Origin of the sequence: Simplicispira metamorpha (assembly GCF_004341365.1) — a bacterium.
Lineage (GTDB): Bacteria > Pseudomonadota > Gammaproteobacteria > Burkholderiales > Burkholderiaceae_C > Simplicispira > Simplicispira metamorpha.
The window spans coordinates 171930-184043 of sequence record NZ_SLXH01000002.1; the positions used below are offsets into that span (position 1 = coordinate 171930).

The following is a 12114-nucleotide window of genomic DNA, read 5'->3' on the forward strand; positions in this document are numbered from 1 at the left end:
ACGCTCCTGGCTCCAGGTTTCAGCCCTTGCCTCCGCAGTGGTTGCTTTGCCCGCACGGGCCAAAACGGCTATGACGACACACCATTCGGATGTCACCGTCGGCCCGGAAGGCTACAAGCGCATCGTTCGTTCCATTCGAGACACCTTTCCCTCGCCCACGAACTCTGCGGCTGCCGACAGCCGCTTCTCGCGCGTCATGGCCTATGCCTTGTCCGAGTACGAAAAGCTCAAGACGCATCGCACTTTTCTGGGCGAGCGCAAGCCGCTGGACTACGCCGGTGCCCGCAAATCCCGGGTGAACAAGGAAATGGGCGACATGCGCGGCACGATCCGCGAAACCGCGCGTTACCTGGAAGGCCAGTTCACCTGGAGCCACCCGGATGTTCACCGCTTGCATGGATCGTCCACGTCGGTGTCCATCATCGGGCAACTGTATGGCTCCCTGGTGGATCCCAATACGGTGTGGGACGACCTATCGCACAAAGCCGCAGAAGCTGAGGTGCGCGTATCCGCCATGTGTGCAGCACTGGTCGGTTACGACCCTGAAAAAGCGTTGGGGCTTTTCACCTTTGGTGGTACCGGTACGACGCTCTATGGCATCAAATTGGGCGCCGAGCGCGCGCAACCGGGACTGTTCACCGAGGGCATGCGCCAGCCCTTGCGCGTGTTTGGTTCTGATGTGGCGCACTATGCCAAGCTCAGTGCCTCGGCGTGGCTGGGCCTGGGCAGCCAGGCAGCCATTTCCGTGCCGACGGGCGATGACAACGCCATGGATGTGGCTGCATTGGAAAAAGCCCTGCGCCAGAGTATCGAAAAAGGCGAGCGCATTGCCGCCATCGTCGTCACCATGGGCAGTACCGACGCTTTTGGCGTGGACGACATCGAGGCCGTGCACGCGCTGCGCCAGCGCCTGGTCAAGGAGTACCGCCTTGACTACATGCCCTACCTCCATGCTGATGCTGTGATCGGCTGGGCCTATTCGGTGTTCAACGACTATGAGTTCGATGCCAATCCGCTGGGGATTCCCGCTGAGGCACTGCATTCGCTCAAGCTGCTGCGTGAGCGCATGCGCCACCTGCCGTTGGCCGATTCGCTGGGCATTGATTTTCACAAGAGCGGCTATACGCCCTACGCGTCCAGCCTGTTTCTGGCCAGTGATGCACAGCTGCTCAACCCGGTGCGCCGCGACAAGGTAGCCATGCCGTATCTGTTCCAGTTTGGTGAGTACGACCCTGGTATTTACACCCTGGAGTGCTCGCGTTCGGGCGGGCCAGTGCTGGCAGCGTTGTCTAACCTGATGCTGCTGGGCAAGGACGGCTTCCGTGGTTTGCTCAGCCATTGCGTGCAGATGTCGCACCTGTTGCGCCAGAAGGCGCGCGATTTGCCATGGCTGACGGTGCTCAACGAAGACAACCATGGCGCAGTGGTGGTAATCCGGGTCTATCCCGACGGTGTGGATGCCGACGCAGCCTACCGGGCCGAGAAAAGCAACGCTGGTCAGCGCGCAGCCTTGCTGGAGCACAACGAGTTCAACAAGGCGGTGTACCTGAGCACGCGCGAAGCAGCTGAATCCGGCGAAAGCCCCGTTTTCGTGCAGACCAGCCGCTACCGCAGCACCAGCTACGGCGAGCCTATTGTGGGCATCAAGTTCTTCACGTTGTCGGTGTTTACCGACCCAGGCTCTATTGATAACGCCCTGGCTGCTTTGGTGGAAGCGCGCAAAAAAGTGCGCACTGCGACCGCCAAAGCCTGAGCGGCAGCCTTCCTGATTGCAAACGAACGATGCCATTGCCATGAAAAAACTTGTACCTTTTCTCCGTCTGACCCGCTCATGGAGCAGCAACGCCTTGCTGGCGGGGCTGCTCACGGCTGCCGTGGTGGCCACGCCCCAAACCACCATGGCGCGCACGGTGGCTATACAGCCACCCGCCGCCGCAGTGGCCGGGCAACCGCTGGAGATTCCCAACCATCTTTTTACGCTGTCGCACCCGATTGGGCAGCAGCGCTTGATCCAGAGCGATTACCGCCAGGCCTACTGGCCACTGGCTACCTACTTTGAAACCCAGCGCAACCAAGCCTATTGTTCGGTGGCCACCTCGGTGATTGCGCTCAACGCACTGGGCCTGCCACGCCCGGCCACAACGCTGTACCCGGACTTTCCGTTTTTCACACAGCAAGACTTTTTCACTGTGGTGGATAAACGTATCGCAGACCCTGAGGTGGTGTCCAAAGAAGGTATGACGCTGGATCAGCTGGCAACCGTCCTGGGCCAGTATCCGGTGCACATCGACAAGGTTTCTGCGGACACACTCGATGCAGACCAATTGCGCCAACTGCTCAAAAAGCATCTTCGTGAGCAAGACCGCTTTGTTCTTTTCAATTTCAACCGCCGTTTTATCGGTGAGGTGGGCGGTGGCCATTGGTCGCCGCTGGCGGCCTACCATGAGGCGAGTGACTCGGTGCTGCTGATGGACGTGGCGCGCTACAAGTACCCGCCCGTGTGGGTGCCGCTGGCAGATTTATTGCGCGGTGCGCAAGACCCTGACAGCGTGAGCGGCAAGGCCCGTGGTTTGTTGGTCGTAACCAAAAAACCATGAGCGTTGCGGCGCAAGTGCTTGATCTGGCAGCGGGCCGGGATCACAGCCTGGTGCTGCGCAGTGGTGCGCAGCTTGTTGGCTGGGGCGGCGACGGTACCGGACGGTTCCCCGCCCCGCTGGGGGTGTGCTCTGCACCTTCATCAGAGAGCGGCGCTGTGTATGTGCCCACCGATGTCGAGTTGCGCCATATCACAGCCAGCGCTGGCATGAGTCTGGCCCTTGATGCGCAGGGGATGGCGTATGTCTGGGGTGCCAATCGGGCAGGGCTTGGTGGTCGGCTCTCACATATCGTGGCGCAGCAGCCCAAGCCTTTGGCTGGTTTGCCCGCCTTGGCGCAGTTGCGCGGCAGTGAGTTTTTTACTTTGGCCCGTGCCCGGGACGGCGGCCTCTATCACTGGGGGCTTGCGCCAGGTTCAGCGCAGGCGCGCAATGCGGGACCTTTGCGTGTAGCCGGTGTGCCAGCCATCGCCGATTGCTGTGCTGGCGTAGCCCATGCCCTCTTGCTGGACGGTGCACAGCGCGTATGGGGTTGGGGTGCCAACACAGCCGGTCAGCTGGGTGCGGGTCACCTCCAGGATTACAGCGAGCCAACGCGCGTGCCCATGCCACGCAAGATGGTGGCTGTGGCAGCGGGTGCGAGCCACAGTCTGGCGATTGACGTCCGTGGCCAGGTCTGGGCATGGGGTAGCAACCAACATGGCCAACTTGGCGAACGTGCGCCAGCGTACCGCACAACCCCGCACCAGGTGGCGTTGCCTGAAGGGGCTATCCAGGTCGCTGCAGGCCAATATGTGTCTTATGCGCTGGGCCGTTCTGGGCGTTTGTACGCCTGGGGTTGGAACGCCCGGGGCCAATTGGGGCAAGGCCATACCGAGGTCTTGCACGGTGTGCAAGTGTTGGCGCACTTGCCTGCGCTGAAGAAAATAGTGGCAGGGCAGGGTCATGTGCTGGTCAGTGATGGTTGGCATGTGTGGGCATGGGGTGACAACCGTGCAGGCCAGTTGGGCCAGGCCGCGCTGTATCAGGCAACACCCCGCAAACTCGACGATGCAGTTTCCATCAACCACGAAGAAGCCAGAACATGAGCCAAGCCTATACACGCCGTGATTTTTTGAATGTTTCCTGGAAACTCAGCGCCGGTGCTGTTTTGCCTGCCGCATTGGCCTCTTGTGGCGGTGGTACGGGGACACCAGAAACCTTTGTAGAGCCACCGCGCTTGTTGGCCAGCAACGGCGTGCTGGACTACACCTTGCGCATGGCTTATGCGGATCTGAATCTGCGCGGTCAGCGTGTGCATTTGCGCACCTACAACGCCATGGTGCCTGCACCCACGCTGCAAGTGCGTGCGGGCGAGACCTTGCGCATTCGCGTGGTCAATGATCTGCCGCCCAATCCGTCCAGCGTGGAGCCGGTGGAGCATCTGCGCTACATGAACAGTGCCAATTTGCACACCCATGGTCTGCATGTGGCACCTGGCCTGGTGGGCGAGAACCTCTATGGCGACTACGTGATCGATTCAGCAGAGTCTGCCGTGCAGCCTGGGCAGTCGCGCCAGCATGAATATGCGATCGTGGACGACCACCCGGCTGGCACCTCTTGGTACCACCCCCACTTGCACGGTGCGACCGCAGTGCAAGTGGCCAGTGGCATGGCTGGTGCCATTGTGGTCACGGGCCCGTTGGACGATGTACCCGAGATTGCCGCAGCCCGTGACCGCGTCATGATGTTCCAGGCGCCGATTTTCGATGCCAAAGGGGAGCTGGAGAGCTTCTCCCAGGTTGCCAACCCTGGTGCAGAGCCACCGTTCTTGATCAATGGTGTACGTCGTCCCACCTTGGTGCTGCGCCCTGGCCAAGTGGAGCGCTGGCGGCTGGTCAATGCCAGCATTGCGAATTACCTTCATCTGGCGCTGGAAGGGCACGATCTGCATTTGATTGCACTGGACTCTTGCCCCCGCAGCCAACCCAAAACCTTTTCTGCCAACGCTGCCGAAGGTTTGGTGCTGGCGCCCGGCAACCGTGCTGATATTCTGGTGCAGGCTGGGGCACCAGGGCGCTATGTGCTGCGCACCAAGGCCTACGATATGGGCTTTCCTGCGCCGCTGGCCGAGGACGTTCTGGCCGAAATCGTGGTGGAGGGTGAGCCGATCGCAATGGCATTGCCCAAGGCGCCTTTGCCGGTGCCTGATGCGCTGGCTCCCATCCGTGATGAAGAACTGGCTGCACATGGTGGATTGCGCCGCAATATCGTTTTGCGTTCCGTGTTCAACAACAGTGGGGCCCCGCTGGATACGCCGCCCGCAGTCGATGCGCTGGATTTGCCTCCCGGTGAGCTTGACCAATGGCAGTACCAGACCGGTGCGACTTTCATGGCGGATACCGCTTTCACGATGGGGGCTGGTGGCTCTGCGGCGTCCGTGACCCCGGCAATGCCACAGCGTCTGGCGCCGTTTCAGTCGCACCGTGCGATCCGCCAGACGGTGGCGCTCAACAGCGTGGAGGAGTGGACTGTCTACAACATGAATGCAGTGCAGCACCCTTTCCATATCCACATCAACCCGTTTGAGGTGGTCAAGATCAACGGTGTTCCAGTCGAGCCCTTCTGGTCAGACACCATCGGGTTGCCACGCGGCGGTACACCCGAGGCCCCCACATCGGTGACGTTCCGCACCCGTTTTTCCGACTTTTCCGGTGTTTTTGTGATGCATTGCCACATCCTGGCGCATGAAGACATGGGAATGATGCAGATCGTCGAAGTGGTATGAGCGTTCGCGGGGGGAGCACCGGGACTGTGCGGAACATGCCGCCACACAGTCTCGAAGATCCCATGGCATGGGTAGTCTGTGCCATATGCGCCTTGCTGGGGGTGCTGGCTTATGGTTTTGAGTCCAGTGTGCTTTCCTGGGGGCTAACGCCCAGGCAGGTGGGAACTTGGCTCAGCATAGCTTTGCTGGTGGGGCTGTGGATGGTGCCTTCCCTGCCACCGCTGTTTGCGGTGTTGCTGGCATTGCTGGTCATGAGCTTGTTTGACCTTGCGCCGATTGCTGTGCTCTTGTCGGGTGCGGTCAGTGATGCAGCATTGTGGTGGTTGGGCGCTTTTTCCTTGTCCGTAGCGGCGCGGCAATCCGGATTGACGGGGGCTTTGATGGCCCGTGCCCTGCACAGTTTGCAAGCCCCGCACACACCGCGTTGGCCGCGTGCACCTGCCGTGTGGTGGTTGGCCATGGTTTTCGCACTGCTGCCATCGTCCGCACAGGCACGCCGTTGGGCGTACAGCTTTTGCCTGGTGCCCTCGTCTACACCACGACAGGTGCCGCGTGATGTGGTCAGTGCGGCGCAGTTGGGGGCGGCGTTGGCGTGGCTGCCGGCACAGCCTGCCAATCTGCTGGTCTTGGCACTGCTGCCTGCGGGCGGGGTGGATCGATTTGTCCCTGCGTATTGGTTACAGCACACTTGGCCGTTGCTGGCGCTGGCGCTGGCCTATGCCAGCTGTGTTCAATGGTGCGCGCGACCCGCTCTGGGTGGTGTTACTCCTCTACCGCAGGTGGTGCTTGGATCGCGAGAACTGTCTGAAGATCGTTTCGCGGTGCAATGCGTTGTGGGTATTGCTGCTGTGATGGTGCTTATGGTGGCGTTGCAACCGTTGCATGGCTTTTCCCCCGGTCTGGTGTCTCTGCTGGCTATGGTGGTTTTGTTTGCCACGAAAGTGTTGACGCCCCAGAGCTACCACTGGGGTGTAGATTGGCCGCTCTTTGTCTGTGCGACGGTGTTGCCCGGGCTCATCGCCAGTTTTGCCGCTGCCATACCTGCCTGGGGCCTGGAATGGGGGAGTACGTCACTGGCACTGCCATTCCTCTTCTGCCTGAGGATGGTGGTGCCCTCGGGTGTCGCCATCGTGGCGGCGCTGGTGCTGGCAACATCCTGGTCTTCGGTGCAGGGGCATGATCTGCTCGATACCGCGATAGCGGTATTGGTGGCCTTCCACATGGTGGATTTCATGTTCCGACGCCACACTGGCGCTGGCAGCCAGGCACGCATGCTTGTGGCCTGGGCCACCGTGCGCAGCCCTGTGACGTGGGCAGGCTGTGCTGTGTACTACCTCTGGTGGAGATGGTGTGGATGGTAGCGGCGCAGAACACATCGCCGTTCTGGCCTCGTTTTTGGATCGTGGCCGCTGCTATGGCGCTGGTGGCGGGCCTGGTGTGGTCCGGTGCCAGCCGCCCTTCGGTTTTGGTGGTTCACAGCCAGAATGAACGTATTCCCTGGATTCGTGGCATTGATGCGGGAATTGACCGTGTCATTGACCAAAGCAGCGCAATCCGCCTGCAGCGCATCTATCTCTATGGCCATAGCGAAGAACGGGTGAGCACGCAGATCGTGCAAGCACATGGCCTGATTGCGCGTTGGCGACCCGATGTGCTCTTGTTGGTGGACGATCTGGCACAGGCCCGTGTGGGGGGCGCGTATGTCGCTGGTGATCGACCGCAAATCGTTTATAGCGGAATTGAGGATGCGCAAAGAACGCTGGCACGTACCCCGGGCACCCACATCCGTGGCATTGCAGAACGTACCCCCTGGGGCATCGTTGAGCGCTCTTTACTGCGGCTCACAGAGCTCAGTGATGCCCAGGTGCAGGAGCCAGCACATCCCCGTCGCATCGCTTTGATCTCTGATGCGGGCCCTGCTGCCGATGAAGAAGCCAGAGGGTTTGCATCGCATAGATGGCAAGGAGCGCAGCCAGTGGGTGTGTGGCGGTGTGCGACGTTGGATCAGTGGCAGCAGGCGCTTGGTGAGATTGCCCAGCAGGCGGATATGGTGGTTATCGGTGACTATCGCAACTTGCCTGGGCCCGGCAACCTTTCCGCTTCCGTCTGGAGGCGGTTGTTAGCGCAGGCTGCGCTGGAACGATTGAAGATCCCGATGACGGCACTGTCGGCCTATGCCGTGTCAGACGGTATTCCGATGGGGATTTTGCCGTCGCCCTTTGAGCAAGGTGAAGTGGCTGCGCAGATGGCAGTTCAAGTCTCCCGCAGCAGTGGTTCTGAGTTTTCCGCCGAGCGTGGGCAGCATGCGCTGACACAAGACTTTGCCCTGGTGGTGAATCGTCGGCAAATGGAACTCCGTCGCCTTTCGATTGGCGCCATGGATGCGTACTACGCACGGGTTTCTGGGCGGCTGCTGGGCGGCGGTGTGCAATGACCCACACGCTGCAAGAGCATCCTTTGTGGCGTGGCCTGGATCGTTCCAGCCGCCGCATGTTGGAGGCGATGGCCCAAACGGTGGCTTGTTCGGACGTGCCTGCGTTGGTGGGCATGGCCCAGGAGGCCGTGGTGCTGGGCTGGTCGGCCAATGGGCAAGCCTTGGTGTTTGATGCGTCGCAACCGCCTGCCGGTGCGGCTGCACGAGGCTGGTTGGTTCCTTGTGCTGCTTTGCGTGTTCTGGTGCAGGATCAAGATGCCTGCCGACACTACCTGGAGTGCGCACTCGCAGGTTCTGGCGTGACCGGTGCGCCCGTGGACAGCCATTCGACAGACACCGCTCCCAGCTTGGGTTTGCGTGCCGCAGTGGGATGGCTGCTGGCCTTGGGGCTACCGGTTTTGGCCATGGTTATTCTGGGCGATCGCAGCGATACCTTGGCACAGTGGTTGCGCTTTCTGTCGGCGATCAGCGCGGGGTTGTGCGTCTGGGTACTGGGATTGGCCCCCCCTTTTGTGGGCGCGTTGCTGTCGCTGCTGTTGATGATGGCGGGCAACCACTTGCCGCTGGGCCAGGCGCTGGCGGGTTTTACCAGTGGCAGTTTTTTCCTGCTGCTGGGCATGTTTGGCATCAGCGTGGCGATTCAGCGCAGTGGGCTCATGCAGCGCCTTTTGGGGGTGCTGTTGCGGCGCCTGCCGCACACCTCCCGTGTGCTCCAGTCCTGTCTGGTGCTGGTCGGGGTGGTGATGACTTTGTTCATTCCCAGCACTTCGGGTCGGTTGCAACTCGTGGCACCCATGGTGAAGGTACTGGCCCAGCCCGGCAACAGCACCGCGCTGGCCTTTGCCGCTCTTTCAGGTAGTACGTTGTTTTCTACGGCTTTTTTGTTGGGAAACCCGGCTAATTTCATTGTGTTGGGCATCCTGCCAGAGCATTGGCAGCCCCACGTCAACTGGCTTACCTGGTTTCAATGCGCCGTGGTTTATACGCTGGTTTTGGGCGTTCTTCTGGCGCTTGATGTGGTGTGGGGCAGTGGTCGTGCGCAGTGTCAAGATGCACCAGCGGTGGCAGAAAAACCGGCTCCCCTACCGGGTATCTCGTCAGCCGAAGTGGTGACTGCCGTGGCTTTGGCCTGTCTCACGCTGGGGGTGGCACTGGGCAATGTCCATCACATCGAGACAGCGTGGCTGGCGCTGTTTGTATTGCTGTTGCTCATGGCCACAGGGGTGTTGCCCCTGAACCAGCTGCACAGCGATATCCATTGGCCTATCCTGATTTATCTGGTCTGCACGGTAGGATTTGCACGTGGGTTCACGCACATGGGTATCCAGGATTGGATCGTGGCGCATGTCGGGCAACTGGAGCAGCTCTTGCGTGAAGCGCAGGTGTATTTTTTGCTGCTCTTGGGGGCCGTGGTGGTGCTGCTGCGGATGGTGTTGCCAGCGGTGGTGTGCATTACCACGCTGTGTGCCGTGCTGCTGCCTTTGGCAGACGCCCATGGTATGCATCCATTGGTGGTCGGATTCGTTGTGCTGACCGCCAGCGAGGTATGGTTTTTTCCACACCAGAGCACAGATTACCTCCTGTTTCGCGAGTCTTTGGGCATGCCTGAAAACCAGGGCGCTGGGATGTTGAAGCGTAATGCCCGCATCCAGGCCTGCCGCATGGCTGCCTTGGCAGTCTCGATTCCTTATTGGCACCACTTGGGGTACCTGCGATGAGTCGTGCCATGCGCTGGGCGTGGGTGGCCCTTTTTTTGCTGTTGGCAGCGGGGGCTGTAGTGACCAACATGAACAGTCGCCGTATTCTGGTGTTGCATGAGGGCACTGCCGATAGTGCTTCCACAAATGCCTTTGGCCGTGGGGTTGGGGCTGTGTTGGGGCAGCTCTCACGCCTCAAGTTGCGCCACCAATATCTGGCTTTTGATTCCAGTGTTTGCCAGCGTGTGTTGGCCCAAATGCAGGCTTTTGATCCCCATGCGGTGATAGCCGAAGGCGCTGGCGCACGCCAATGTCTGGACAGCCAACCCCGGCAAGCAAGCCCGGTGGTGGCCATGCCAGATACCCCTGCCCAGGTGGTGGATCAGGGCCGCCATGTGGCGGCATGGGGCAAGGTTTTGTCTGATCTGGCCCAGCCAGGGCAGCGGCTTCTGGTGTTGTACGGGAGCGACCCCGAGGGACTGCTGGAATACCAACTAATGACGGATGCTGCACGCGTGGCTGGTTTGCATCTTCAGCCGTTGGCCGAAAACACGGTTCTGGAACCATCCATGCTGGAGCGCTCCGTGCGCCAGCTTGGAGCAGACCTGGTGTTTGTGGGCCGCACGCTAGGCCGTGGGCGCGATAGCGTGGGTGGCCTGCCGCAGGCGAGTTGGTTGCGGGCGCTGCGCCTGGCCACGCCCCAGCCGATTTTGGCCTCTCGGCTCGAAAGCCTGGAGCTGGGCGCCGACATGGTTTTGTTACAAGCGCCCGAGCAGCGAGGAGAGATGCTGGCGCAGATGGCGTTGGCAGGCAGGGGGACTGCGCTGCCATCTCCCACGCCGCCATACGAGATGGCCGTGGGCTTGCAGCGTGATTTTGTGGCACGCCAGCGTGATGCTTTGCCGTCGTTTTACGTGCTCAGTGCGCGGCTGGCAGGTTTTTTGTCGGGCCCCTGAAGATAGCCTGTATTTTTTGATGAAAAAAGGCTCAAGCCCTTGTGTGGCGTGCGCAAGCAGCTACGTTTTTGGTAGTGATTGGTGCCGCGGTACGTGGGCCGCTTGCCTGGGTCAAACTGCCACCACCCGGTTTTTTCCGTTGCGTTTGGCCAGGTACATGCCCTGGTCTGCACGCCGTATGGTGTCGGTACTGTTCTCGTCAGTGGCTACCTGGGCCAGGCCGGCACTGAAGGTAATCAGCAGTTTTTCGTTGCCTTGCAGAAAAAAGCGTTTGGTCAACTCGCGTTGCAGGCGCTGCATGGCCTGTACTCCCACGTCCAATGGGGTGTCTGGCAGCACCAGAATGAATTCTTCGCCACCGTAGCGCGCCAGCATGTCTTGCGGGCGCATGACATCGCGTACCACGTTGGCCAGGTGTACCAAGGCAGCATCTCCAGCCTCGTGGCCCATCCGGTCGTTGACCTGTTTGAAGTTGTCCACGTCCAGCAGTGCCACGCACAACGGCGTTTCGGTGCGGCGGGCGCGGGCTATTTCACGCTCCAGCACTTCATCGAGGCCTTTGCGGTTGAGGGAGCCTGTCAGTGGGTCGTGCCGCGCCTGGGCGCTGACGCGGTCAAGCTCTTGCTGCAAGCGCACCATCTCTGCCTGCTTTTCCTCGGTGCGTTCGCGCAGATCGGTGAGTTCGCCGTGCGCCATGCTGCTGTCCAGCGCCATAGCGCGTGTGGCACCCATGACTTCCTGGAGCACCGGAGTGATTTCATTGAGTGTGGTGGCTTTGCCAATCTGCGTGGCACAGCGCTCCATGCGCTCCTGGTAGGTGCCGCTGGCCTGGGTCATGCTGCTCAGGCGTGTGATGAAGGCGGTGAGCATCTCCTTCATCTGCTCCTGGGCTTCCACCAGCCGCCCCTTGGCTTCTGTTTGCTTGAAGATGACGTCTTTCAGTCGGCGGCGTACATCGTCGAGGTGGCGCAGCGAAAGGGGGCGTGAGGTGGCCGCCATCAGTGCCTCGGCCTGGCCGTGCAGCCAGCGGTCATCTGTGCTGAGTGCAGCAATATTCTCAAACACCATGTGCAATAACTCCAGCAACATCCCGCGAATGGCCGATTGGTCTTCGGTGGCAAACGAGAGGCGGTAGCTGAAGTTGCTCAGCAGCATTTGCAGGGTGCTGGCTGGTGGTGAGGGCTGGCGCAAAAACTGCACCAGTTGGGTGCCCAGCAAGTGAACACGGGCATCGTCACTGTCCAAGGCGGGCATGGTGTATTCGACCATGCGGGCAATTTGCTCTGCCAGCTCGTCAGGCAAGACAACCGCACCTGCCGTAGTGGAGGTCGACTCGGTGGTTGCAGTGGTGTCCGTGGTGTGCAAGCCCAGCTTGGCGTAGCCCACCAAGACGTTTTGCAGTGCAGACCAGTCGCGCTGTGCGACCGCTGCTTCAAATTGACCCAGCAAGCGTTTTTGTGCCGGTGTCTGGCCTGGGATGACGCGCAGGATATGCCGCAGTGGCCCCTCCGGAAAGGGCACCGGTGTATGGCCTCCAGCGATTTCGTCGTACAGGGCCTGGTAGTTCTCAGGGGTAGGTGGGAGCCTGCGAACTGCCAATTGCTTGAGAGTGTCGCGTGCTATATCCGAAGGAGGTCGTTCCGCCATTGGCAGGCACCAGTGCAGT

9 protein-coding genes are annotated in these 12114 nt (G+C 60.7%); 8 read left to right on the plus strand and 1 reads right to left on the minus strand.

Annotated elements, in window-relative coordinates:
* Nucleotides 1-70 precede the first annotated feature (70 nt).
* From EV674_RS02035 to EV674_RS02070, 8 genes are all read left to right on the plus strand, one after another.
* Nucleotides 71-1753 (plus strand): pyridoxal phosphate-dependent decarboxylase family protein, encoded by a 1683-nt coding sequence (locus EV674_RS02035; protein ID WP_157983657.1) that lies wholly within the window; start codon nucleotides 71-73, stop codon nucleotides 1751-1753.
* 40 nt (nucleotides 1754-1793) lie between these two features.
* Nucleotides 1794-2597 (plus strand): phytochelatin synthase family protein, encoded by an 804-nt coding sequence (locus EV674_RS02040; protein ID WP_119011913.1) that lies wholly within the window; start codon nucleotides 1794-1796, stop codon nucleotides 2595-2597.
* Nucleotides 2594-3682 (plus strand): RCC1 domain-containing protein, encoded by a 1089-nt coding sequence (locus EV674_RS02045; RefSeq protein ID WP_119011871.1) that lies wholly within the window; start codon nucleotides 2594-2596, stop codon nucleotides 3680-3682. Before EV674_RS02040 ends, EV674_RS02045 begins: the two co-directional genes overlap by 4 nt.
* Nucleotides 3679-5361: a multicopper oxidase family protein gene (locus EV674_RS02050; RefSeq protein WP_119011872.1), complete on the plus strand. Its 1683-nt coding sequence runs from the start codon at nucleotides 3679-3681 to the stop codon at nucleotides 5359-5361. The genes EV674_RS02045 and EV674_RS02050 overlap by 4 nt, the downstream gene beginning before the upstream one ends.
* Nucleotides 5362-5423: 62 nt before the next feature.
* The gene (locus EV674_RS02055; protein WP_132750340.1) at nucleotides 5424-6722 is read left to right on the plus strand and encodes a hypothetical protein; all 1299 of its coding nucleotides are present in this window, start codon (nucleotides 5424-5426) and stop codon (nucleotides 6720-6722) included.
* Complete coding sequence (locus tag EV674_RS02060; RefSeq protein ID WP_132750341.1) at nucleotides 6716-7795, plus strand: hypothetical protein; 1080 nt, start codon at nucleotides 6716-6718, stop codon at nucleotides 7793-7795. Before EV674_RS02055 ends, EV674_RS02060 begins: the two co-directional genes overlap by 7 nt.
* The gene (locus EV674_RS02065; protein WP_119011875.1) at nucleotides 7792-9513 is read left to right on the plus strand and encodes an SLC13 family permease; all 1722 of its coding nucleotides are present in this window, start codon (nucleotides 7792-7794) and stop codon (nucleotides 9511-9513) included. The genes EV674_RS02060 and EV674_RS02065 overlap by 4 nt, the downstream gene beginning before the upstream one ends.
* 332 nt (nucleotides 9514-9845) lie before the next feature.
* Complete coding sequence (locus EV674_RS02070; protein ID WP_132750342.1) at nucleotides 9846-10448, plus strand: hypothetical protein; 603 nt, start codon at nucleotides 9846-9848, stop codon at nucleotides 10446-10448.
* Between the two features lie 111 nt (nucleotides 10449-10559).
* Here EV674_RS02070 and EV674_RS02075 read toward each other — a convergent pair whose 3' ends face one another.
* Nucleotides 10560-12095, minus strand: coding sequence for a GGDEF domain-containing protein (locus tag EV674_RS02075; RefSeq protein WP_119011877.1), 1536 nt, complete (start codon nucleotides 12093-12095; stop codon nucleotides 10560-10562).
* Nucleotides 12096-12114 lie beyond the last annotated feature (19 nt).